Origin of the sequence: Pelagibius sp. Alg239-R121, from assembly GCF_947331435.1 — a bacterium.
In the GTDB taxonomy this organism is placed as follows: domain Bacteria; phylum Pseudomonadota; class Alphaproteobacteria; order Kiloniellales; family Kiloniellaceae; genus Denitrobaculum.
The window spans coordinates 84,413-107,460 of the sequence record NZ_CAMZOF010000013.1 but is presented as its reverse complement, the minus strand read 5'-3'; the positions used below and the strand labels follow the sequence as shown (position 1 = coordinate 107,460).

Below are 23,048 nucleotides of genomic sequence, written 5' to 3'. Positions count from 1 at the left end.
TTAAACAGTCGCGCCCGCTAAACAGTCGCCCTGGCAACCATTGCCTGCAGCAGCACATTACAGCCGGCGGCGAGATCTTCCGGCGTGGCGTTCTCGACCTCGTTATGGCTGATGCCGTCTTCACAGGGCACGAAGATCATACCGGTCGGGGCCACGCGGCTGATATAGCAGGCATCGTGTCCGGCACCGGAAATGATGTCCCGGTGCGCAAAGTTTTCGCTGCTGGCACCATTGCGCACAGCGGCCACACAATCGGCATCAAACGCAATCGGCGGCGAATACCAGATCTCCTTCAGATCCAGCTCCAAGCCGTCTTCGCTGCAGACCTTCTCGCAGATTTCCGTCAACTCCGCCGCCATGGCCGACAGCGCTTCGTCTTCCGGATTGCGCAGATCGACGGCGAAGAATACCTCACCGGGAATGGTGTTGCGCGAATTGGGGCTGACCTGCATCAGGCCGACCGTGGTCACGGCGTTCGGGGCATGCTTCATGGCGATGTCGTTAACCGCCGCAACCACTTTGGATGCCCCCAGCAGCGCATCTTTCCGCCGGTTCATGGGCGTGGTGCCGGCGTGGGATTCGGCGCCGGTCATCGTAACTTCGAACCAGCGCTGGCCCTGGGCGCCGGTGACCACGCCAATGGTTTTCTCCTCGGCTTCCAGAATCGGGCCTTGCTCGATGTGCGCTTCGAAGAAAGCACGGATCTCGCGGCCGCCGACGGGTTCGCTGCCTTTGTAGCCGATGCGGTCAAGCTCCTCGCCCATGGTCTTGCCATCCAGATCGGCCCGGCTGTGGCCGTACTCAAGATCGAAGACACCGGCAAAGACACCGGATGCCACCATTGCCGGTGCGAAGCGCGAGCCCTCCTCGTTGGTCCAGACCGAAGCCTCGATCGGCGCATCGGTCTCAATGCCCAGGTCGTTCAGGGTACGGATCACTTCCAAGCCTGCCAGCACGCCGTAGACACCGTCGAACTTGCCGCCGGTCGGTTGCGTGTCGAGGTGACTGCCGGTCATAACCGGGGGCAGGCTGTCGTCCTTACCCGCTCGGCGGGCAAAGATGTTGCCCATCTGGTCGACCTTGATCGTACAGCCGGCGTCCTTGCACCATCCCACGAAAAGGTCGCGGCCTTCCCTGTCCAGGTCGGTCAGAGCCAGCCGGCAGTTGCCGCCCTTTTCGGTTGCGCCGATCTTGGCCATCTCCATCAGGCTTTCCCAAAGGCGATCGCCGTTAACCCGCAAGTTCTGCATAGATACTCCCCGTTATCGTGCAGAGAGACCTTGGTCTCCCCTGTCGGTCCTAAAGACCGGTTTATTCAGCAGCCTTGATGTTCGCCGGATTGCGCGGATCCTGCAACCAGTTCATGTAAGGCTTGCCGTTATCGACTTCGCGCATGGTGATACAATCTTCGACCGGGCAGGCAAGCATGCAGAGATTGCAGCCGACGCATTCCGGATCGTTGACCTCGTAACGGCGCTCGCCATCGACCCGTTTCGCGAAGATCGCCTGGTGCGAGGTGTCCTCACAGGCGACATGACAAAGACCGCACTTGATGCAGAGGTCCTGATTGATCTCGGCAATGCACTCGTAGTTCATGTCGAGCTGATTCCAGTTGACCACGTTCGGCACCGCCGCACCGCGGAAGTCTTCCAGGCTCTGATGTCCCTTGGAATCCATCCAGTTCGACAGACCGTCGGTCAGATCGTCGATGATCTTGAAGCCATAGTGCATGGCCGCCGTGCAGACCTGCACCGAACCGGACCCGAGTGAGATGAACTCGGCCGCGTCGCGCCAGGTGCTCACACCGCCGATACCCGAGATCGGCAGGCCCTGGCACTCCGGATCGCGCGCGATCTCGGCCACCATATTCAGCGCGATGGGTTTGACCGCCGGGCCGCAGTAGCCACCGTGCGCCCCCTTGCCGCCGACGATCGGTGTCGGCGCCATGGCGTCCAGATCGACGGTAACGATGGAGTTAATGGTGTTGATCAGCGAGACGGCATCCGCACCACCGGTGTTCGCGGCCCGTGCGGGGTGCAGGATATTGGTGATATTCGGCGTCAGCTTCACGAAGACCGGCATGCGCGTGTACTTCTTGCACCAGCGCGTCACCATCTCGATGTACTCGGGCACCTGCCCGACCGCCGAGCCCATGCCGCGCTCGGACATACCGTGCGGGCAGCCGAAGTTGAGCTCGACCGCGTCGGCACCCGTGTCTTCCACCAGCGGCAGGATGCGTTTCCAGCTCTCCTCTTCGCAGGGCACCATCAGCGAGACCACCATGGCCCGGTCCGGCCAGTCGCGTTTGACCTGTTTGATCTCGCGCAGGTTCACGTCGAGCGGCCGGTCGGTGATCAGCTCGATGTTATTGAAGCCGGCCATGCGGGTGCCGTTATAGTTCACCGCGCCGTAACGCGAGGACACGTTCACGATCGGCGGGTCCTCGCCCAAGGTCTTCCAGACCACACCGCCCCAGCCCGCCTTAAAGGCTCGGACAACATTGTATTCCTTATCGGTGGGCGGCGCGGAAGCCAGCCAGTAGGGATTGGGAGATTGCACGCCAGCTATGTTGCAACGAAGATCAGCCACCTCGACCTCTCCTATAATTTTCAGCTTATTAAAGCTGCCTGTTAATCTTTTTTCTCATTTCGCCGCACGCTATGGCGACGCTTTAGTCAGCCGCGCAGATGACGGTCGATTGCCCCCGCGGCCACCTTGCCGTCCTGGACCGCGGCAACCGTCAGATCGTCGCCGGTCACGCAGTCGCCCCCGGCCCAAACATCCGACAGAGAGGTTTTGCGGTCTTCGTCGACGGCGATCCGCCCACTCGAAAGTTCGAGCACATCGGCCGCGCCATTCATCAGCGGCGCAGGAACGAAGCTCTGCCCGATTGCCTTGAAGACCTGATCGACAAGCAGGGAAAAGTGATCGCCGGTGCCCATCAGGCGGCCATTGTCATCGAGCTGAGTATATTCGAACTCGATCTCCTTCACCTGCCCGTCCTGCCCCATCAGCTTGGTCGGCTGAGCCCAATGTTTGATCTTCACACCGTTGAGCTGTGCGAATTCCTGCTCGTGCCAGGTGGCGTTCATATTGTCCTTGCCGCGCCGGTAGACCAAGGTGACGTCTTCGGCGCCCAGGCGTTTGGTCTGGACGGCAATGTCGATGGCGGTGTTGCCGCCGCCGATCACCACAACCTTGCGGCCAACCGGCAACTGGGCAAGATCGCCGCTTTGACGCAGTTGGGCAATATAGTCGACCGCGTCGACCACCCCTTCCAGATCCTCGTTTTCGAGCCCCAGTGCATTGACACCCGCCATCCCCATCGAGAGGAAGACCGCATCATAGTCACGGCGCAGCTCGGTCAGAGAAAAGTCCTTGCCGATCGCCTGACCGCAGCGCAGTTCGATACCGCCGAGCGACAGAATGAACTCGACCTCCCGCTGGGCAAAATCGTTAGGAACCTTGTAGGCCGCGATGCCGTACTCATTCAGACCGGCCGCCTTATCCCGCGCCTCGAAGACGACCGCGTCATGGCCCAGAAGCGAGAGACGATGCGCCGCCGAGAGACCGGCCGGCCCGGCACCGACAACGGCAACTTTCTTGCCGCTGGACGCCGCGCGCTCAAAGACCTGCTGGCCGCTATCGAAGAGATGGTCTGTCGCGTAGCGCTGCAGCTCTCCGATGTTGACCGGCTTTTCCTCCTGCGTGTTCCGTACACAGGAACCTTCGCAGAGTATCTCGGTCGGACAGACCCGCGCACAGGCCCCGCCCATGATGTTCTCGGTCAGGATATCAACCGCCGATCCCTTGACGTTATCGGTCGAAATCTTGCGGATGAAACTCGGGATATCGATGCCCGTCGGACAGGCCTCGACACAGGGCGCATCGTAGCAGTAGTAGCAGCGCGCCGATTCAATCAGCGCCCGTTTTCGGTCGAGCGGCGGATGGACATCGTTGAAGTTTTCGACGTAATCGTCAGGACGCAGCCGTCCTGCCTGGATATCAGCAGAAGCCGTCATCGTTCGGTCCCAGTATGTCTCTGTTCAAAACGTATTTCTTAAGGCCGATTCTAGTGTCCGGCCCTGTTGTTAGAATAGAGGTTAGTCAAATTCTGACCATTTGGTCAACTTTTTTAATTTCCTGACAAAGAACATTTAATATCAATAGATTAAAACTTGCGAATGCGTCTCATTTTTACTTATAATCCCACACTCTACAGGCCGTTACGTCAAGGATCCCCGCTTTACCGCAGAGAAGGAATTTTGCACCGCAGCCCGACTGACGCTATGCTTTGACGACTCTGGAGCCTGATCGCATTCACTGAATCAGCCTCTATCGAAATCGTTGGGAGGCGATTTACCGTCTTGACCCTTGCCATCAAGAACAATCGCACTCTGAGAGGTGAAATGAGAGGAGCAACAGCAAGCAGGACCTGCGGTCCGGGGCCGCGATGAGAGGAAAAGTCAAAAGTTCATGACCGAAGATGTAAGGCGCAGTGAAGCGCTCGGGGATACGCAAAACGGGGATAACGGCGGCACCGCCACCAAGAACTCCAGCAAAACCGGCCAGATCCGGGCTCGCAACAAAGCCAGGATCATCGCTGCCGCTGAAGAGGTGTTCGCCGCCAAGGGATACGAAGGCGCAACAACCGCCGAGATTGCGCTCAAGGCCGCGCTGCCGAAGGCCAACGTGCACTACTATTTCAGCACCAAGGAAGCCATCTACCGCGCGGTGATCGACAATATCCTCGACCTCTGGCTGGAGCCCTTTCAACGCATCACCGAAAACGACGATCCCGCCGAGGCACTCTCCACTTACATCCGCACCAAAGTCATGCTGTCACGCGACAGGCCCCTCGCCTCGCGCATCTACGCCAATGAGATCATCCGCGGCGCACCGATCCTCGCAGACTATCTGGGTTCGGATCTGCGCGAATGGGTTGCCGAGAAATCCTGTGTGTTGCGCGGCTGGGCCAAGAAGGGTCTGATGGATCCGGTCGAGCCCGCCCACCTGCTGTTCCTGATCTGGGCCTCGACCCAGCACTACGCCGACTTCCAGGTTCAGGCCAAGGCGGTCCTGCATCACCGCGATCTGACCGAAGACGACTTCGAGACTGCGGTCCAAACCATCACCCGCATCGTCCTGAAGGGCTGCGGGGTGAAGGCAGACTAAGGCGGCAAGAGCAATGACCCACATCTACGACTGGTATTCCGTTCCAGACGTGTTGGCCGTCAAGTGTCCGGGATGCGGTTCTGCAGCCGTGTTTGAATTCGCAGATATTCGCCACATTCAGCGGCGCAAGCATGTGGCCGCCTTTAAGAGAAGCCGGGCCTTCGAGTATCATTGGTTCCAGAATTCCTGGGGCAACCGATGGCATGGCGCGGTTTATTATCATGGGCTTCGTGGAACCACCCACCGAGAGGCCGAGCACAGCCTGCCAAAAGGTTACCTACCCAAGGGTTGGGCGGAAGGTCGTGGATTTAGGAGCCACAATCCCGACTTCGGCACGCTTTGCTGCCCATCGTGTAACATTCGGCGCAAACATCGGCTAACCTGGCCAGAAGAAGCCTTTTTCCAGGTTGACTACCGGGGCAAAACACTCTGGGCTTTCGATCGCGATAGCTTAAACGCGCTAAGGTCTTTCATCGCTTCGAAAGATCGAAAACGCATGGGAACAGCCTGGGCATCGTTCCTCTTTCACATCCCCGGCCATTTCCTTTCACGGAAGGCCCGTGCCGAAATCTCCAAAAAGCTGGATGCGATAGCGAAACCAGCCTGAGGGCGAACACCGGATTCGGTATCATGCGGTCGTGCAGTCATCGTGATTCCGGCGCCACTCGTACTGGCACATTCTTTGCTACCTAAAGGCGAATGCGAAACCTATAGGGATGCAGGCGATGACTCATGAAACGGCAGGCTTCGACCTCAGCGCAGCCAATGTCAGAGCAATCGACACCAGCAAGCTGAAGAAAATCAACATTGCCGAAGCGTCGAATGAAACCTTCCAGCACTTCGTCGAAATTCAGCAGAAGTTTCTGGAACTGCGCTTCAGCAGTGGCGCAGACACATCGCAACACCCGGGTTACAACAGCTACGCGACCGTCACTTTGAACGGCAAGGTCGTTGCCAGGCTCGATAACAATGGCTTCGTCAAAACCTCCAACGACCTTGGCAGCCGGTTGCATGGGGAGTTGCCCGGAGACGTAAACGGCAAGACCGGACCTGTCCTGGCGGAAGCTCGTGCGGAAAAGATTGCCGAGCTTCTGGGCGGGAAGGTGGAAAGATCTGCCTCTGCCCTGTCCCAATCGCAATACGAGGGACTGGCCAAGCCGCAGTCGAACATCGACTACGCTGCGATGAAGGCGGATCCGGCCTACGAACAGCTGCAGAAGACCAAACAGGCCAGATCCGCGTTTCTTGCTCAGCAGATGGCGCAGAGCGAACAACCGACTCCAGAAGAATCGACTGCAGAAAAATCGACCGCCAGCGACGCAGTGCAGGACTTTCTCGACTACATGAGCAAGAGCCCGGAAGAACGCTACTTCGAAGCGTTTCTGAAAGAAAAGGGCCTGACCCCGGAGCAGTTCGCAAATCTGCCGTCAGAGGAAAAGGAGAAGATCATGGAGGCGTTCGAGCAGCGCATGGAGCAGCAGGCCATGATCAGCGCGGCCGAAAGCATGACGGCCGCGGCTGCCACAAAAGCGGCGGCAATCGCCACGACGCAGACCGCCACCGCTTCATCACGGCGTGAGCAAGACGAGCGAACCCGTTAGCGGGGTTTTACTCTATTTGTTTCCGATGTTCTGTGTCCGGCGTATGCGCCAGGCGATCTTGTCGTACTCCGCCTTCTCGCAATCGGCATAGGCCTGGCTACCGGGCTCCAGGCCCCGCTCGCCGCGGCAGACTTTCTGCGCCGTGGTTTCACAGGCGGTAAGGGGAATGGCAAGGCAAGTGATGATCAGTAGTGAACGCATGGCGAGTCTGCTCCTGAGTTTCTTTTCATTTCGAACCAGCACTCGAGATCACGTCTGATAAGCTCCGTTCAAAGCAGCCTGGACCGTACACATGACCGCTTCGCAACCTACCCGCAGTGTTGGGTTCCGGCGGCCCAAGAAAAGCCGCAAGAAAACCCAATACCTATTTCCATATGGGGAGAGATACGATCGATAAAAAGGCGCGCGATAACATCATGCAGTGTAATATGGCGGCTCGACGACTTAGAAAGATATCAGCCTGCGTACTTTCATGTACGCCCGGTCCTATCAGGACGCACGACTTGACGGAGCTGTTGTACCAAGGAGCGTTGGTATTAAACAGCATCGCCACCGTTCGCAATGAGCAGCATTGCCGAGACGAGCGTTCATAGCGCACGACCGCTTCTAATGGAGACAGTCAAAAACGCGAACGCCCTTTCATTGACCGATCAGACTCTTGCGAAAAAGCTCTAACGGGCCGCCTCAATAGGTAATGACCAATGTTCTCTGGCATCAAACAATCCGAGTCTCAAACCGCCGAAGTTCCTGGAGAAAACACTACCTTCTGCCAAGGACTGTTGTATTGCGGTGGATACTTTCTTTGCATCGCAATCACTGCTGTCATCGGCCATACCGCGTTTGAGTCGAGTCCCTATTACATTTCCGGCGCCGCGCTTGTAAGCGTCATAATTGCTTTTCGTTTTTCGCTGAAATCCAAATTTTTCCACAAAGAAGCAGTGGACGCGCTTTACTATAGCGCTGGCATAATTGGTGTGCTGGTCTTTTTCGCACATCAAAGCATCGAGAGATTTGAGCTCGAACAAACTACCGCCCTAAAGTCGATTGGCAAATCTCATATAGAAGCATTGGACCAACTGGAAAATTTCGAATTGACTGTTTCCCAAATGCAGAAATTACTCAGCATTGTGTCAGAAAACACGAATGCATTCTTGAGAGAAGCACGACGAGTCGAAGTTAATGCAACAACCCGTTTGAGCCCTGAAGATGCCGCAGCTTGTGGAAGAGCAATGGTCTTTCAGGTCCAGCTCGACGACACCCAAACCCGGCAAGAAATATTTCAGCAACAGATACAGCGAGAGCTTGACTCACAAGCCTGCGATAAAGCCACTCAAGCTTTGGGAGTCGAGAGAAACTTGCAGATATCTCAACAAATAAATCTCGAACACATCATGAAAAATGCCGATGCTTTCAGGAACTATGGCAGTGGCACAATAGTCATTGGTTCGAACAGCTTCGAGTTGAGCGAAATAGTTCGGGCCCTGACCGACTTTCAAGATGCCGCAAGCACCAATGAAGAGCGCGCGAAACTGGAATCAGCGGTCCACAAAACAAAGAAAGCGTTTGACGAGGGGAAAAGCGCGATCAGCTCGAATATTACAGAGGAAAAGCAGAAATCCTCCACGGTTCTGGGTATGTTGTCGCTCTATTTCTGGCCATACGTGCTCATTTTTTTGCTATCTCTCAAGATTGCGAGACCCATGAAAGTGAGCTGCTGAAACCTTGTGAAACACGTCGTTCGCAAGATTTCATTTGTTTAATGCGCCTGTCGACATTGGCCGGATCTTCACGGCAATGCACCCTGATATGACAAGTTATCTGTCTAAGGACGCGGCCTGTTAAGAGGACACACATCGATGGCAATAAGCATTCGCCCGGCGCAACAATCGGACCTGAGCGAGTTACTGAGATTGTATCAGCAGCTCAATCCAGCGGATCCGCTACCCGACCGGGAAACGGCGGACGGAGTGTTGTTGCAAATGTTGGAGAATCCTATGACGCGGATTCTCATCGCCTTGGAGGATGGGCACGCGGTTTCGACCTGCACCCTGGTGATCGTTCCAAACCTTACCCGCAATCTGGCCTCTTACGCCGTGATTGAGAACGTGGTGACCGATACCGCCTGCCGCGGGCGCGGTGCAGGCAAAGCCGTGATGAACTATGCCATCGAGCAAGCCTGGGAAGCCGGCTGCTACAAGGTCATGCTGATGACGGGAAAGCAGCGGGATAACACGGTCGCCTTCTACGGGTCGCTCGGCTTCAGTGCAGAACGCAAAACGGGTATGGAAATTCGCAGGCCCTAAACGCCTCTGCAGATCAGCCACGCCGCAGCAGGCGGACTTCCTGGAAGATCTTCCCCTTACGACTTCAACCAATCGACCACCTGTTTGCACAGACCGCTCTCGGCACTGTCCTTGGGATAGAGCGCGCAGAGCGGTTTATCGCTGGGGAGGGAAAAGTTGAAAGCCTGGACCAGACGCCCGCGTGCCAGCGCGGATTCGACCAGCGGCTGATGGCCGATCAGCAGGCCGGCTCCGTCGACCGCGGCCTGGACCGCGAGACTGTAGAGCGAGAAAACCGGACCGCTGCGGCCGTCACTGGCATGGCGGTGTTTACCGCTGTGTGCCCGTGCGGCACGCAGCCATTCCGGCCAGTCGTCGCGCCAGGTCTCGTCATGCAGCAGAACGTCGTGGGATGGCGTCCCCGCCCGCTTCAACTTCTGTGCAAGCTCCGGCGTGCAGACGGGAAAGAGGCGGTCTTCGGACAGCACGCTGCACTCGACGTCTTGCGGCATCTGGTTCAGAAAAAACAGCGCCAGATCGAAGGATTCGCGCAGCAGGTTCGGCGGCGGCTCCAGGGCGGTCACGGACACCAGCAGCTCCGGAAAGGCCGCCCGCAAAGCAGGCAGGCGTGGGGATAGCCACAGCTGCGCCACGGACGGCAGCGCCGCAATACGGATCGAACCCGGCATCCCCGCCCGACGCAGATCCTGCGCTGCCGCACCCAACGCATCGAAGGCCGCCTTCAGAGCAGGCAAAGCCGCATGCCCCGGCTCGCTCAAACTGACACCCTGCGCTTTGCGCTCGAACAACCGGCAACCGGCCCATTCCTCCAACAGCTTGACCTGTTGCGCAATGGCGCCCGGCGTAACGGCGAGCTCTTCGCCAGCCAGAACGAAGCTCTCGTGGCGGGCCGCCGCCTCGAAAGCCCGCAGGGCCTTCAGGGGAATCGCTCTGGGTCTGGGGGGATCGACAGCCATGATAAGACTCAATTTTTCTATGCCTAGTCTCGACGATAACTGGTTTGCCCAGACGCCACCAGCGCTGCATCCTTCTTCTCATCGAATTCCCGGGCATCACTGCCCGCACAGCATCTACAGAGAGACGAACATGCCGAACCTGAACCACCGAAACTGGGTGCCTGCGGACGCCGAGCGCTACATCCAATCCATCGCCGTGGAAACCGCCGGTACGGATTCAGAGGCGATCGAAGCCCGTGTCGACAGCCTGATGCTGGAAAACCGGACGATCCACGAACGCGACTGCATCAACCTCAATCCCGCGACCAATGTGATGAACCCCAAGGCGGAAGCGGCGCTGGGACAGGGCCTCGGATCACGCCCGTCCCTCGGCTACCCGGGCGACAAGTACGAGATGGGCCTGGAAGCCATCGAGAAGATCGAAGTCATCGCCGCCGAACTGGCTGCGGAAATCTTCGACGCACGCTACGCGGAAATCCGCGTTGCCTCCGGTGCGCTCTCCAACCTCTATAGCTTCATGGCAACCTGCCAACCCGGCGACGCGATCATCGTGCCACCCGCAGAGATCGGCGGGCACGTCACCCACCACGGTGCAGGCGCCGCCGGCCTTTATGGCGTAGAGATCCACACCGCGCCGGTCGATGCGGCAGGCTACAGCGTCGATGTCGAGGCGCTGCGCAGTCTGGCGCAGCGGGTCAAACCGAAGCTGATCACCCTTGGCGGCAGCCTCAACCTGCTGCCTCATCCGATCGCCGAGGTGCGCGCGATCGCGGACGAAGTCGGCGCCCATCTGCTGTTCGACGCCGCCCATCTCTGCGGCATGATTGCAGGCCGCGCCTGGGCGAACCCTCTCGCCGAGGGCGCGCATATCATGACCATGAGCACCTATAAATCGCTGGGCGGACCGGCAGGTGGCTTGATCGTCACCAACGATGCAGCCCTGGCGGAACGGCTTGATGCCATTGCCTTCCCCGGCCTGACCGCGAACTTCGATGCCGCGAAATCGGCGGCCCTCGCCATCAGCCTGCTGGACTGGCGGGAACACGGCCAGGCTTACGCCGCCGCCATGGTCGAGACCGCCACGGCTCTCGCCGAAGCGCTCGCCGAGAAAGGCTTACCGCTGTTCTCGACAGCGCGGGGGATGACCACATCCCATCAGTTCGCCATCGAAGCCGCCCGGTTCGGCGGCGGTCAGGCTGCGGCCAAGCGGCTGCGCCGGGCCAACATCCTGACCTGCGGCATCGGACTGCCGATCGAAGCGGTTACCGGCGATATGAACGGCCTGCGGTTCGGCACGCCGGAGATCGTGCGCTGGGGCATGACCGCGAAGGACATGCCGGAACTCGCCGGTTTTATCGCGCGGGCCTTGACGGAGGAACGGGCCGAGGATGTGGCAAGCGAAGTCACGGCGTTTCGCCGAGGTTTCAGCAAGCTACATTTCATCCGGGATTAGCTGGAACTCAGGCGTCTCGCGCCCAGGCCGCGACACTCTCGAGAAACCGCCGCAGTACCGGGCGAACGCCGGTTGCCAGGTCCTCGCGGAAGCCAAACGGCGGGTCTTCGTTCATATAGGTTGCCCAGGACTGTTCCAGCTGGATGGCATGGACGTTGTTCGCCGGGTCGCCGTAGTGTCTGGTGATGTAGCCGCCCTTGAAGCGTCCGTCGATGACGAAGCTGTAGTCGGCTGTCACCTGCGCAATATCGCCGAGCCGCCGCAGCAGCTCGGGAGCCGCGGTCACGCCGCCGCCGCTTCCCAGGTTCAGATCGGTCAGGCGGCCTTCGAAGAAACGCGGCACCTCGCTGCGGATCGAGTGCGCGTCCCAGAGCACCGCAACACCATGCCGTTCCCGGATGGCCGCAAGCTCAGTGGCGATACGGTCGTGATAAGGCTGCCAGACCGCTGCCCGGCGGGCATCGATTTCCGCTTCGTCAGGCTGTTCGCCGGGCCGGTACAAAGGCGCCTCTGAAAAACTTGTGGTGGGGCACAGCTCCGTGTTGTTCGCGCCCGGATAGAGCGGTTGTCCGCTGGGATCGCGGTTCAAATCGATGACGTAGCGCGAATGCGTTGCGCGAATGGCTGCGATGCCCAGGTCGTCTAAAAAATCGTAAAGCTGGGGCAGATGCCAATCGGTATCCGGCACCTCCAATGCCGCCGGCGTCATGCGCGTCTGCAGCTTGGGCGGTATGAACACGCCACTGTGCGGCATCGACAGCAGAACCGGCACGTTTCCCGGCGTAAAGACAAAGGGCTCCATCGGATTCTCGTAAAATGATACTTGCCCTACAGAAATGCCTCTTCCTCGCCGATCTGGCAAGGCATGCTGGTCAGACTGGCCTCACTTGTCTATACAAGCAGGCGGTCTGCGATTACGCCGTCGCGACGACTTCGGCACGAAGTCATTGCACGGCGGCATGATTTGACGGGCCTGGAGACGATCGGAACGGGCCGCATGACTCTTTCTCAGGACGATAATAACCTGCCTGCTTATCAACAGGTTAAAGACTACATCCTAAAGCGCGTTCTCAAGGGGGACTGGCCCGAAGGCGAGCGCGTGCCGTCGGAAAACGAGCTGACCCGCACGCTCGGCTTCTCGCGCATGACCGTCAACCGCGCCCTGCGGGAACTGACATCCGAGGGCTGGCTGACCCGCACCCAGGGCGCCGGAACCTTCGTCGCCGAGAGCCGGCCACAGTCCGCCGTTTTGGACATCCGCAACATCGCCGACGAGATCCGCGAGCGGGGACACGAACATCGGTCGGAGATTTATATGCTGCGCGCCGAAACCAGCGGCAGCACCGAGGCAGGCTTTTTGGGACTGGAAGAAGGCAGCGAGATTTTTCACTCCTTGATCGTGCACTATGAGGATGGCCGCCCGGTCCAGCTCGAAGACCGCTATGTCAATCCAGCGGCCGCTCCGGACTATCTGAATCAGGATTTTCGCAGCATCACGCCCTACGAATATCTGGTCAAGGCCGCGCCCTTGAGCGAAGCCGAACACGTGATCCAGGCGATCCAACCCGATGCCGAGACTGCCCGCCTGCTGTCGATCACACCGCAGTCTCCATGCCTGCTGCTCAAACGGCGCACCTGGTCCGGCGACAAAAGCGTCACCTTCGCCCGCCTGATCCATCCTGGCGACCGCTATCAGCTCTGGGGCCGCTTCAGCAGCAGCTAAAACGACGCGCCACCGCTCATTTCGCCCCCGCGCCATCCCATCCTTGCCTGAATTGTCCGCGGTAATGACGTAATCCGACCCCGGAATTGCCGCTTAATTCCCTCCCACTGGCCCTCGCCCGATGCAGCCTAGGCGCAGCCGATTCTTCGCGCCCCATCCCCGCCCTTCGGTGCGGTCGCCGCAGCGGCAGACGTGAGTAAGCAGGGGACACAGCTCAAATGTCATTTCATCTCGTAAACCTGGCGGCCAAGGCCCGGCAATCCGTCACGGCGAAAATCGGTACGGCCCTGGCACTGGCCTTCGCTTCAGACTTCTTGCTTTATGACCGGACCATCGGCTGGAACCTGGCAGTCTTCACCTGGCTGTTCCTGCCGCTGCTTGTGCTCCACAACGGCACCTGGCTTCGCGGCTTTCAGGGCAAGGTGATCATCACGGCATCGCTGTTGATGACATTGGCGTTCGTCGAGGCTCCCGGTCTTCTCGCGGGCAGCCTGGTGATCGCAGGTGCGGTTGCGCTGGCCTTGCCGCCGAACCATGCCTGGCCCGAGTCGGCAGCCGCCTGGGTCAAGCGGCTGTACGCATCCGTCATCCAGCTCCCCTATCGCATCGTGGAGGACGCTTACCGCCTTCGCCGTGTCAAACGTCATCGCCCCAGGCCCTGCTTTTTCAAAACCCAGGTTCGCGGCTGGGTCCTGCCAATCGTACTAGGTGCGGTCTTCTCGCTGTTTCTGGTCCAGGCCAACCCCGTCATCGACTCCTGGTTTCCGGAAATGGACTGGTGGTGGTTCATTTCTCTCCTTCATCCCCTGCGTCATGTTTTCTGGCTCGTCAGCCTGATCCTTTTCTGGGCCTTTCTTCGGCCGCGCCTGTCCAAGATCCAGGCGGCCGTTCAGCCGCCAATCGCTCCAAAGCGCGCAGCATTGTCGTACGGGATCGAGCATTTCTTTTCCGCAGAAGCGGTCTTCAGATCCCTGGTCCTGTTCAACCTGATCTTCCTCGCCCAGACTTTCACGGACATCACTTATCTCTGGTCCGGTTCTGCTTTGCCCGAAGGATTGAGTTACGCCGGCTACGCCCATCGCGGCGCCTATCCGCTGATCGCGACCGCCCTGCTGGCGGGCGCCTTCACCGTGATTGCATTCCGCGATGGCGGCGCGGCTCAAAAGTCAAAAGCAATCCGTTACCTCGTCTATCTCTGGATAGGACAGAACATCTTCCTGACCGTCAATTCGATATGGCGCACTTTGAACTACGTCGAGGTCTACGGTCTGACCTATTTGCGGGTCGCGGCGTTGATCTGGATGGGACTGGTCGCCTCGGGCCTCGCCTTGATTATCTATAGAATTGCGCGTGCAAGGTCGGAAACCTGGCTGGCCAATGCCAATGCAGTCTGCCTGCTTGCAGTGCTCGGCATATGCAGTTTCCTGAACTTCGGCGGGATCGTCGCGGACTTCAACGTGAGAAACAGCGAGGAGCTGGGCGGGGCCGGCCAGCGGGTGGACTTGGGTTACATCGAACAGATCGGGCCGGAGGCACTGCCGGCGCTGCAGCTCTATCTGCGGGAAACGTCGTTCCGCAACCCAAACCGCCGCCTGGCAGAGCACCTCGTCAAGGTCCTCGAACGCGATCTTCTTGAGGCAACGGATAACTGGCGGAGCTGGTCCTTTCGGCGTCAACGCTTGCTGAACAGCCTGCAAACACAGCGGCGCGACGACCCGCAAAACAACGACGAATAGAGCGCAGGATCTCTGGCGCTTACAGTCCCAGACCAGGTATTTTTCTCTTGAGTGACCTCCCACCTGGATTTTTCTGCGCCGTGGGTCATTACGGTTAACCTTTGGTTACTGTTCGGGGGTTATTTTGCTTTTTGAAATAGACCTCGAAAATTTACGTCGGCTACACTAAGAATGATCGCTGTTTGTTTCAGTCTTCGACGAATCCTAAACTTTCGGGGGGAGTGACAGGATGGAATTCGGAACGATACTAATGATCGTTATCGCGGTACCGGTTGTTCTCGGCTACTTCTGGTATGCGAAGTTGATCAGCCGCCGCAACACGGCACGCGAAGCGCTGTCTTCCGTAGATGTTCAGCTCAAAAAGCGGCACGACCTTCTGCCAAATATCCTGAAACTCGCCGGTCGCTTTATGGAACACGAAAAGGATCTGCTGGAAGGCATGACGGCCCTGCGTGCCCGCGTCGACTCGGGCTATGACCCCAATGACCCGGAAGCCGTGCAGGCTCATCTGACCGCCGGGCAGGAGCTGCAAACGGGGATGGCGCGGTTTTTTGCGGTGGCAGAGAACTATCCGGAACTCCGCTCTGCCGATACCATCGCCAAGGCGCAGGACACCTTCACGGAGGCCGAAGCTCACATCTCGGCCGCCCGGCGATTCTACAATTCTGCGGTATCGGACCTGAACAATGCAGTCGAAATCTTTCCAGGAACCCTCATTGCGGGCTGGGCACGCGTGAAGTCCATGCCGTTCTGGGAGATGGAAGACACCAGTCATCGCGCGGCGGTCAACGTCGACGATTACTTGAAATAGAGGGGATTGGAAAATGCAGATGCCCCAAGCACCCCAACCCCGGTCTCTCATGGAAACCTTCGAAGCGGAGTTCGAAGAAAACATCGCACCGCGTCTGCAGGCACGGGATCACGAGCGGCTCGCATTCAAGAGAAAGATGGTGCGCAACTGGCTGCTCGTTTTCGCTGCCGGCGCAGCGGTGGCCATTGCGTTCTTTTTTGTCTCACGGGATGTGGATTCCGTCTTCTTTGCTTTACCTGCGGGCGCCGCCACTTACTGGTTTTTGATTGCCCGGCCGTTGAAGCAGCTGACCGAAAGCGTAAAACGGGAAATCTTTATTCCACTCTGCGACGCGCTGGGCTTCACCTATCATCTCTTTCCCGACGGCTCGAACGCCCAGTATTTCAGCGAACTCGGATTGGTGGGCAGCTTCAACCGCAGCCAGTTCGAAGACGAAGTTTCAGGACGCTACCAGGGCCTCGCCTTTTCGCTCGTCGATGCGCATCTCAAGGACAAGGACGACAAGAATACGCGCACCGTCTTTCATGGTTTGCTCGCGGCCTTCGAAGTGAACAAGGGCTTTCAGGGCCGCACAGTGGTGTTGCGCGACGGCGGATTGATCGGGAATTTTCTAGGCGGTATCGGTAAAAACCTTGACCGCGTCAATCTGGAAGACCCGCGCTTCGAACGCGCTTATGAGGTCTACGCCAGTGACCAGATCGAGGCGCGCTATCTTTTGACGCCCGCCTTCATGGATCGCCTGATCGCATTGGAGCAGCGCCTGGGTTCCAAGGTCCGCCTGGCCTTCGACCGCAATTCTCTCCTGATGTCGGTCGAACTCAATCGTGATGCCTTCAACATCGGGAACCTGGACGCCCCGCTGGCCGACAGGAACAGGCTGCGGGCGATTGTCGCCGACCTGTCCATGATCTTCGAAGTGGTCGATACGCTCCGCCTCAACGCCGAGACGAAACTTTGAACGCCACCACGGCCAGCCCCGAACGATCCGCTTCAACGCGCACGAGTATTCGCCTCTCCACCGAGATGGCGGTCTCCATCTACAATGACGGGATCGCGCCGAGGCTGATCGAACTGGTACGAAAGCAGCGTGCCTGGAAACGCAACTCGGAACTGACCTGGATCGCTGCTCTGGCGCTTGCTGTCGTGGTCGGCAGTCTTTCGCTGATAGCCATGGACGTAACGAATGCCGTCCTGCTCGCTCTGCTGGTCGGTGCAGGCGCCCAATGGGCCTTGAGCAAACGCCCGCAACGCGATATCGGGCTGGCAATGCGTCAGGAGATTTTCAAACCGCTCTGCGATGCGGCGGGCATTTCCTACAGCCTCGCCCCGATGCAATCGAACGCGGAGAGTTTCGCCGGCTTCGGACTGATCGACAGCTTTAGCGCATCGCGTTTCGAAAACCAGCTGGCAGGGGCTTACAAAGGCATCGTCTTTCTGCAAACCGATGCCCAGCTCAGCAAGCACGGCAGCGATGCCGGCAGTATCGTCTTCAACGGACTGCTTTCTGTGTTCGAACTGAAGAAGAACTACGTAGGACAAACCCTCGTCCTGAAAAACGACCGTTGCCTGCAAAACGTTGCGGATCGTTTTCAGCACCCCCCGGAACGGGTCGATCTCAAAGACTGGACTTTCGAGCAAAGCTTTGAAGTCTATGCAACGGATGACGCAGAAGCCCGGAGTATCATGACTCCGGTTTTGAGGGGGCAATTGCTGGCGCTGGAAGAGCTCTTGGGCTTTGACATCCAGCTGGCATTCACGGGTTCATCCATGTTGATGAGTGTCGATCTGACCGAGAACGCCATCGACATCACCGATCCCGGTTTTACTGCAACCGACGAACGACGCCTGCAGGCGGCCTTGATCCGGTTTCAGGCGATTTTCGAAACTCTCGACGTGCTGCAGTTGGCTGGCAAAAGCAAAGCACCTTCTCCCATCTGATCCCCGAACTCGGAATTAACACCAAGAAGCGTTGGTAATGACCCATAGAGAGTGTCTACAGGGATCTTCGGGTAAGGAGAAAGACCGCGGGCGATGCAGCGTCATCTGATGCGGCGCATCGCGACCAGGCTTTTCGACACACTCCGAAGGCCCCTAACCGGTATCTGTGGTTTAACCGGGCTTTGAGATGAGGTGCCGAGGCCGGCACATCAACTCATTAGCCACAATTAGTAGATATTACGCTGCGTTGGTCTTAAGGCTCCGGAAGAGTTCGGTACCTTCCTTCGCAAAGCTGTTTGCGTCGCCAACAGCGCCAGAGATTGTATCGAGGTTCGTGTTGATATCGCCGACCGCGGTCGCCGCTGCCTGCATATTCTCTGCGATCTCTCGCGTGGTTGCCGTCTGCTCTTCGACGGCCCCGGCAACGGTTGCGACACTGGTTTCAACGGCCTGGACCGCGCCTCTGATGCTTTGCAGACGCTCAACCACATCCCCGCACACCGACTGCATGCCGCCGATTTCCGAAGAAATCTGCCCCGTCGCGTTCGCGACCTGGTTTGCCAGGGATTTGACCTCGGAAGCCACAACGGCAAATCCCTTACCGGCCTCTCCGGCTCTTGCGGATTCGATGGTCGCGTTCAGTGCAAGCAGATTGATCTGCCCGGCGATTTCCTGAATGACGTCAACGACGCTGTTCATCGCCTGCGCCTGGTTGGTGAGTTTCTGGGTCGACTCGTCCGCCGTCACGACCTCTTCAAGCGCCTTGCTAACTTCCGTTCTGGAGGTTTCCATGCTGCGCCCGATCTCATTGGCGGTGGACTGAAATTCCTCTGTCGCTGCGGCAACCGACTGAACCGTCTGCAGCGTCTGGGAAGAAGCGCTGGCAGCCGTTGCAGACTGCTCATTGGCAGACCCCACCGAGTTCAAGATTTTATCGAGATTTTCGTCAACCAGCTTACCGACGCGGTCAGCTTCCTGGCGCGCCAGGACCGCCGCCGTAATATCGGTCGCAAACTTCACGACCTTAAAGGGTTTGCCGTTTGGATCGTAAATCGGATTGTAAGAGGCCTGGATCCAGATCTCCTCGCCGCTCTTGGTAACACGCTTGTATTCGTCAGCCTGATATTCGCCGCGCCCCAATGCCTCCCAGAAAGCTTTATATTCAGCGGACTGAGCGAAAGCGGGTTCGACGAACATCCTGTGATGTTTACCTTTGATTTCGTCGAGCGCGTACCCCAACGCACCAAGGAAATTCTCGTTGGCTTCGATAATCGTACCGTCCAGTTCGAAGGCAATGACGGCCTGCGATTTATTCACCGCAGCGATCTGACCGCGATAGTCGGCGTTTTGCAGCGTCTGCGCGGTGATATCGGTCGCGTATTTCACAACCTTAACCGTCTTACCGGACTTATCGAGAATCGGATTGTAGGAGGCCTGGATCCAGATCTCCGAACCGTCCTTGGTGATACGCTTATATTCCGCGGCCTGGTAATTCCCCTGGGCGAGGCTTTCCCAAAACTGCTGATACTCAGCGGTTTTCGCATAACCAGGCTCGACGAACATGCTGTGATGCTGACCCTGAATTTCATCGAGTGCGTACCCCAACGCACCCAGGAAATTCTCGTTCGCAAAGAGGATCGTTCCATCGGGTTTGAAATGAATGACAGCCTGCGATTTATCCAGGGCCGCGAGCATCATTTCCATCTCGCCCGCACCGAGCTTGTTCTGTGCAGCGCCACTGGCGCCACTCGAGCCGAATTTAAACACCTATTATCTCCTTTCACCCGCCTCACATCGCGGAGGTAAAACCGCTTCATGAATGCCTGGTACCGTGGAGCGCCGCAGTTTGTGGCCGGGAAGAACTTTATCGCCGGTATCCACCCAAAACAGGCTGTATTCTTCTACGAGCCTGAAGGCGAAATTCACCGATAACTTCTTTCAAAATCCCTTATTCACAATACGACCACCACAACGTTGACAGTCTGCTCGAACACCCTGCCGAGCTCGCAAATTTCCCATCAAAGAGATCAATCTGATTCCGGCTTAACGCCTGGCACCTATCTCCTCGAACGCTCAAATAAAAGCAGTATGCGAATTAATTTTTTCTAAATTTTCGGCAGCCTCGAAATAAACTCAGGAGTTTTTTTACTCAGTAAATCAAGTCGTTCGACCGATATTGTTTTCGTTTAATTGTATCTTAACTTAATCTCGCCAGGCAGATATGATGTGAATTGGATACATCTAGACAAAACTGCTACCATGAACGGGTTCCACCTAAGCGGTATCTTTGCTTTTCACGGCAATCTCTTCAAAACCTTTTGAATTTAATAACTTCGCGAGTGATTCAGGTCGAAACAAGTATCATCGCCATCACAACAAGGCGCCGAATAAATCTATCTATAGTTAGTTAACTGGGTTTTTCAGGTAGGGTTTCTGACCAATACTTCAGCCTACCTTTTGGGGAAAAACCAATAGCCGTTTAATTTGCTTCCGGGTCTGCAGGAAGCCCCGCGCTGGCGAGATTTCAAGGCATAAAAAAAAATGCCACTGATACAAAAAGAGCATTCTATCAAAACAGCCTGCGTTCGTTTTCTTAACGAAATCCTGTTGTATGCAACACACATTCACCGATTTCGGATAATCCCGGTAATCGGTCTCGAGACATGTCGAAAGAGACGTCCTGCACGACTGGGCGATCTGCTGGCTGTACGCCGCATTTGCCTCAGCCATGTCTTGGTCCCCGTTCTGGGCGGCCGCGTTGCTGCAGCGGCCACGGCGCTCACCTCGCCCATTTCAGACCTTCGGCAAAAAAAGAGCCTCGCCGGCAAGCGGACGAGGCTCTTATCGATAAGGCGGTGTCAGCCGCTGTTACGCCGAGCGGAGTTCCACAAGAAAACCGTCGATTTCCTGCCGCAAAGTCTCAGACTGGGTGGACAGCTCGCCTGAAGCTTCAAGGACCTGGCCTGCCGCCTCCCCAGCCTCACCGGATGCTTGAGTGACCTTGGAAATGTTCGACGTCACCTCCTGGGTGCCCTGTGCGGCCTGTTGCACGCTCTGCGCAATCTCTCTTGTCGCGGCCCCCTGCTCTTCCACAGCAGCGGCAATGTTCGTTGCGATGTCGTTGACCTCGTTGACAGTCGCGCTGATGCTTTCGATCGCCTTGGTGGTTTCTCCCGTGACCTCCTGCATACCGGAAATCTGGCTTGAGATCTCCTCCGTCGCCTTGCCGGTCTGCGTGGCCAGGTTTTTGACTTCGGACGCAACCACGGCAAAGCCTTTTCCGGCCTCGCCGGCCCGCGCCGCCTCGATTGTCGCATTCAACGCCAAGAGATTGGTTTGCTCGGCAATATCGTTGATCAGGTTCACGACCTTGCCGATTTTTTCCGCCATCTCGGCCATGCTCTGCACGGTCGCAGTGGTTCTACTGGCCTCATCGACCGCTTTCTTGGTGATTGAGGAGGACTGCCCCACCTGTCGGCTGATCTCGCTGATCGAGCTCGAAAGCTCTTCGGTTGCACTGGCGACCGTGTGCACGTTGCTGGTCGCCTGGTCGGAAGCAGCCGCGACCGCCGACGCCTGAGAGTTGGTTTCATCGGCCGTCGAGCTCATGACCTGAGCGGACGCCTGCAACTCCGTCGACGCGGACGCAACGACCTGGACGATACCGCCAACCGAGTTTTCCAGCTTGTCAGCCATGGTCAGCAGAGTATCCCGACGCGATTGCTCCGCGCGCTCCTTTTCCTGAGCGGCCTTGACTTCAAGTTCTTGATTTTCGATCAGTTTCCCGCGGAAAATATGGAGCGACTTTGCGACTTTGCCGATCTCGTCGTCGGCATCCACGGACACCTCGACGTCGGTGTTACCGGCGGCAAGGCCATCGACCGCTGTCACTAGAGACTTCAGCGGCCGCGTGACAGACGTGCGTACCAGCAGCAGCGCAAGAGCAAGTGCCGTCACAAATACAATGATCGTCGATATGACCAAAAGCTGCAGGGCGGATTTCTCATGCGCCTCGGCGGTCAGAGTTGCCGCCGCAGTGAAATTCACCAGTTCTTCCAGCAAGGCTTCCAGTTCATGATTCAAAGCCTCTTCCGCCTGTTCGATCGCCGGCTCTTTCGTAACAGCCTCGTCAATGTTCCCGCTGGAAAGCAGCGAGAAAATCTCAAACGCCTGTTCGTCGAACGCCGCATGTTCGGATTCGACCTTGGTCAGGACGTCCAGCACGTGCTGAAACTCCTTGGCCTCCTCGGCAGAGTGCGCATGGCCCACCGCCTCGTGGGCAAGCTCCTCGCCTTCCTTGATCTCCGCATCCACCTTCTTGGCGAGCTTTTCAAAGGTCTCGACGGCCTTCTCAAAGCCTTCCGCGGCATGACTGTCGTGCGCCATCGACTCGCCGTAACGCATCGCACGCTCCAGGCTGATCGCCTGCTCGAGCTGATGAACGGTGATGTTGGTCACCATCCCTGTCAGCGGAACGTCCTGCTCGGCGATGGCTTCGATCTCGCCACCAATCTTATTCATCTGAACAATCGCCAGAGCCGCGACCCCGACCAGCGCCGCCAGACATATGCCGACGACAGCCAGCACCTTGGTGCTGACGTTAATGTTCTTGAACCCAGTTAACATTGTCATTCCCTCTCTTCTCTCGCTTTTCCCAGGCTGTCACCTGTGCCTCTGCCAAAACCCGAAACCGAACCGACGAGAAGGCTTATAGCCGCCATAGTCGGACCGGAGAGTCAGCGGTGATGGTTTGAATGCAGCCGTAGGCGGGAGCCGTACCTTCAGAACCTTGTCAGGCTGCCGCTTATCATCTCGCGCTCCGGAATTGCGAAGCCGCTCTAGCCGATACGCGAAGGACTCCGGAAATTCACGTAAAGCCCTCATTTCAAATCATCAATTCTCGCAAACAAACCATTTGCGAGTTAAATTTTTACTAAAATCATTATTTATCTGACGTTATTTTTCACTTTTACTATATTCACCAAATACAACTTTAGAATCCAATTACCCTGCGATTGCAAAACACATAAAGTCTCTGCACAATCTCAAGTATTACATGCATTGTTCGCTTCAAAGAAACACTCCAGATAAACGACAACCGCAGAGCTGTTTCCAGTTCATGGGAAAACCTCCATAGCTCTTTGAAAAAAGACGAAATTGCATAACTGCACGTGCGGCAGGTCACCAAAGCTGTCGCGAGAAAACTCTCTTCAGACGATTATTTGGCGGCTGTTGCGCCACACTCTGACGCGCAGCGGGCTCCGATAGTGTCGTATGGGTTGAGGGAAAAAAGTGATCACAACCACCGCTCACTGGAAACCCGCGATCGGGCCCCGTCGACAGCCACTCTTC

The 23,048-nt window shown here is 57.5% G+C and carries 19 protein-coding genes; 11 read left to right on the top strand and 8 right to left on the bottom strand.

From position 1 onward, the window contains the following. Positions 1-17: 17 nt before the first annotated feature. The 3 genes from QMZ18_RS32680 to QMZ18_RS32670 all read right to left on the bottom strand — a co-directional run bounded on the left by QMZ18_RS32680 (position 18) and on the right by QMZ18_RS32670 (position 4,022). A complete protein-coding gene (locus tag QMZ18_RS32680; RefSeq protein WP_282610633.1) occupies positions 18-1,250 on the bottom strand; it encodes a Zn-dependent hydrolase in 1,233 nt (410 codons plus the stop codon). Positions 1,251-1,311: 61 nt separating this feature from the next. Continuing rightward, on the bottom strand, positions 1,312-2,589 hold the full coding sequence (gene preA / locus QMZ18_RS32675; protein ID WP_282610632.1) for an NAD-dependent dihydropyrimidine dehydrogenase subunit PreA: 1,278 nt from the start codon (positions 2,587-2,589) through the stop codon (positions 1,312-1,314). Between the two features lie 86 nt (positions 2,590-2,675). Next, the gene (locus QMZ18_RS32670; protein ID WP_282610631.1) at positions 2,676-4,022 is read right to left on the bottom strand and encodes an NAD(P)-dependent oxidoreductase; all 1,347 of its coding nucleotides are present in this window, start codon (positions 4,020-4,022) and stop codon (positions 2,676-2,678) included. Between the two features lie 454 nt (positions 4,023-4,476). On the opposite strand from QMZ18_RS32670, the gene QMZ18_RS32665 reads away from it, so the two are divergent. The 3 genes from QMZ18_RS32665 to QMZ18_RS32655 all read left to right on the top strand — a co-directional run bounded on the left by QMZ18_RS32665 (position 4,477) and on the right by QMZ18_RS32655 (position 6,776). Next, positions 4,477-5,175 (top strand): TetR/AcrR family transcriptional regulator, encoded by a 699-nt coding sequence (locus tag QMZ18_RS32665; RefSeq protein ID WP_282610630.1) that lies wholly within the window; start codon positions 4,477-4,479, stop codon positions 5,173-5,175. Between the two features lie 13 nt (positions 5,176-5,188). After that, positions 5,189-5,782: a hypothetical protein gene (locus QMZ18_RS32660; RefSeq protein ID WP_282610629.1), complete on the top strand. Its 594-nt coding sequence runs from the start codon at positions 5,189-5,191 to the stop codon at positions 5,780-5,782. A 118-nt stretch (positions 5,783-5,900) separates the two neighbouring features. Continuing rightward, a complete protein-coding gene (locus QMZ18_RS32655; RefSeq protein ID WP_282610628.1) occupies positions 5,901-6,776 on the top strand; it encodes a hypothetical protein in 876 nt (291 codons plus the stop codon). A 12-nt stretch (positions 6,777-6,788) separates the two neighbouring features. Here QMZ18_RS32655 and QMZ18_RS32650 read toward each other — a convergent pair whose 3' ends face one another. After that, complete coding sequence (locus tag QMZ18_RS32650) at positions 6,789-6,977, bottom strand: hypothetical protein (RefSeq protein ID WP_282610627.1); 189 nt, start codon at positions 6,975-6,977, stop codon at positions 6,789-6,791. A 500-nt stretch (positions 6,978-7,477) separates the two neighbouring features. Here QMZ18_RS32650 and QMZ18_RS32645 point away from each other — a divergent pair, with 500 nt between their 5' ends. Beyond that, a complete protein-coding gene (locus QMZ18_RS32645; protein WP_282610626.1) occupies positions 7,478-8,494 on the top strand; it encodes a hypothetical protein in 1,017 nt (338 codons plus the stop codon). A gap of 138 nt (positions 8,495-8,632) precedes the next feature. Further along, positions 8,633-9,079 (top strand): GNAT family N-acetyltransferase, encoded by a 447-nt coding sequence (locus QMZ18_RS32640; protein WP_282610625.1) that lies wholly within the window; start codon positions 8,633-8,635, stop codon positions 9,077-9,079. 56 nt (positions 9,080-9,135) lie between these two features. Here the strand turns inward: QMZ18_RS32640 and QMZ18_RS32635 are convergent, their stop codons facing one another. Further along, positions 9,136-10,035 (bottom strand): LysR substrate-binding domain-containing protein, encoded by a 900-nt coding sequence (locus QMZ18_RS32635; protein ID WP_282610624.1) that lies wholly within the window; start codon positions 10,033-10,035, stop codon positions 9,136-9,138. Between the two features lie 130 nt (positions 10,036-10,165). Between QMZ18_RS32635 and glyA the strand changes: the two genes are divergently transcribed. Next, on the top strand, positions 10,166-11,488 hold the full coding sequence (gene glyA, locus QMZ18_RS32630; protein ID WP_282610623.1) for a serine hydroxymethyltransferase: 1,323 nt from the start codon (positions 10,166-10,168) through the stop codon (positions 11,486-11,488). A gap of 7 nt (positions 11,489-11,495) precedes the next feature. On the opposite strand, the gene hutG is transcribed toward glyA, so the two are convergent. After that, positions 11,496-12,290, bottom strand: a complete 795-nt coding sequence (hutG, locus tag QMZ18_RS32625; protein WP_282610622.1) for an N-formylglutamate deformylase — start codon at positions 12,288-12,290, stop codon at positions 11,496-11,498. 195 nt (positions 12,291-12,485) lie between these two features. On the opposite strand from hutG, the gene hutC reads away from it, so the two are divergent. From hutC to QMZ18_RS32600, 5 genes are all read left to right on the top strand, one after another. Beyond that, entirely contained in the window at positions 12,486-13,211 is a 726-nt protein-coding gene (hutC, locus tag QMZ18_RS32620; protein WP_282610621.1) for a histidine utilization repressor, read from the top strand. A 218-nt stretch (positions 13,212-13,429) separates the two neighbouring features. Further along, positions 13,430-14,947, top strand: a complete 1,518-nt coding sequence (locus tag QMZ18_RS32615) for a DUF4173 domain-containing protein (protein ID WP_282610620.1) — start codon at positions 13,430-13,432, stop codon at positions 14,945-14,947. Between the two features lie 229 nt (positions 14,948-15,176). Beyond that, positions 15,177-15,758 carry a LemA family protein gene (locus QMZ18_RS32610; protein WP_282610619.1) on the top strand — a complete coding sequence of 194 codons (582 nt, stop codon included), beginning with the start codon at positions 15,177-15,179 and terminating at the stop codon, positions 15,756-15,758. Positions 15,759-15,777: 19 nt separating this feature from the next. Next, the gene (locus tag QMZ18_RS32605) at positions 15,778-16,716 is read left to right on the top strand and encodes a DUF3137 domain-containing protein (RefSeq protein ID WP_282610618.1); all 939 of its coding nucleotides are present in this window, start codon (positions 15,778-15,780) and stop codon (positions 16,714-16,716) included. After that, positions 16,713-17,696, top strand: a complete 984-nt coding sequence (locus tag QMZ18_RS32600) for a DUF3137 domain-containing protein (RefSeq protein WP_282610617.1) — start codon at positions 16,713-16,715, stop codon at positions 17,694-17,696. Before QMZ18_RS32605 ends, QMZ18_RS32600 begins: the two co-directional genes overlap by 4 nt. A gap of 237 nt (positions 17,697-17,933) precedes the next feature. On the opposite strand, the gene QMZ18_RS32595 is transcribed toward QMZ18_RS32600, so the two are convergent. Together QMZ18_RS32595 and QMZ18_RS32590 are read right to left on the bottom strand one after the other, a co-directional pair. Then, complete coding sequence (locus QMZ18_RS32595; RefSeq protein ID WP_322097540.1) at positions 17,934-19,463, bottom strand: PAS domain-containing methyl-accepting chemotaxis protein; 1,530 nt, start codon at positions 19,461-19,463, stop codon at positions 17,934-17,936. Positions 19,464-20,564: 1,101 nt separating this feature from the next. Further along, complete coding sequence (locus QMZ18_RS32590) at positions 20,565-22,328, bottom strand: methyl-accepting chemotaxis protein (RefSeq protein WP_282610616.1); 1,764 nt, start codon at positions 22,326-22,328, stop codon at positions 20,565-20,567. Positions 22,329-23,048 lie beyond the last annotated feature (720 nt).

Excerpts from the sequence above, each read along its gene's own strand:
- QMZ18_RS32680 (WP_282610633.1), bottom strand. The coding sequence starts at position 1,250 with ATGCAGAACTTGCGGGTTAACGGCGATCGCCTTTGGGAAAGCCTGATG.
- QMZ18_RS32670 (WP_282610631.1), bottom strand. The coding sequence starts at position 4,022 with ATGACGGCTTCTGCTGATATCCAGGCAGGACGGCTGCGTCCTGACGAT.
- QMZ18_RS32665 (WP_282610630.1), top strand. The coding sequence starts at position 4,477 with ATGACCGAAGATGTAAGGCGCAGTGAAGCGCTCGGGGATACGCAAAAC.
- QMZ18_RS32660 (WP_282610629.1), top strand. The coding sequence starts at position 5,189 with ATGACCCACATCTACGACTGGTATTCCGTTCCAGACGTGTTGGCCGTC.
- QMZ18_RS32655 (WP_282610628.1), top strand. The coding sequence starts at position 5,901 with ATGACTCATGAAACGGCAGGCTTCGACCTCAGCGCAGCCAATGTCAGA.
- QMZ18_RS32650 (WP_282610627.1), bottom strand. The coding sequence starts at position 6,977 with ATGCGTTCACTACTGATCATCACTTGCCTTGCCATTCCCCTTACCGCC.
- QMZ18_RS32645 (WP_282610626.1), top strand. The coding sequence starts at position 7,478 with ATGTTCTCTGGCATCAAACAATCCGAGTCTCAAACCGCCGAAGTTCCT.
- QMZ18_RS32640 (WP_282610625.1), top strand. The coding sequence starts at position 8,633 with ATGGCAATAAGCATTCGCCCGGCGCAACAATCGGACCTGAGCGAGTTA.
- QMZ18_RS32635 (WP_282610624.1), bottom strand. The coding sequence starts at position 10,035 with ATGGCTGTCGATCCCCCCAGACCCAGAGCGATTCCCCTGAAGGCCCTG.
- glyA (WP_282610623.1), top strand. The coding sequence starts at position 10,166 with ATGCCGAACCTGAACCACCGAAACTGGGTGCCTGCGGACGCCGAGCGC.
- hutG (WP_282610622.1), bottom strand. The coding sequence starts at position 12,290 with ATGGAGCCCTTTGTCTTTACGCCGGGAAACGTGCCGGTTCTGCTGTCG.
- hutC (WP_282610621.1), top strand. The coding sequence starts at position 12,486 with ATGACTCTTTCTCAGGACGATAATAACCTGCCTGCTTATCAACAGGTT.
- QMZ18_RS32615 (WP_282610620.1), top strand. The coding sequence starts at position 13,430 with ATGTCATTTCATCTCGTAAACCTGGCGGCCAAGGCCCGGCAATCCGTC.
- QMZ18_RS32610 (WP_282610619.1), top strand. The coding sequence starts at position 15,177 with ATGGAATTCGGAACGATACTAATGATCGTTATCGCGGTACCGGTTGTT.
- QMZ18_RS32605 (WP_282610618.1), top strand. The coding sequence starts at position 15,778 with ATGCCCCAAGCACCCCAACCCCGGTCTCTCATGGAAACCTTCGAAGCG.
- QMZ18_RS32590 (WP_282610616.1), bottom strand. The coding sequence starts at position 22,328 with ATGACAATGTTAACTGGGTTCAAGAACATTAACGTCAGCACCAAGGTG.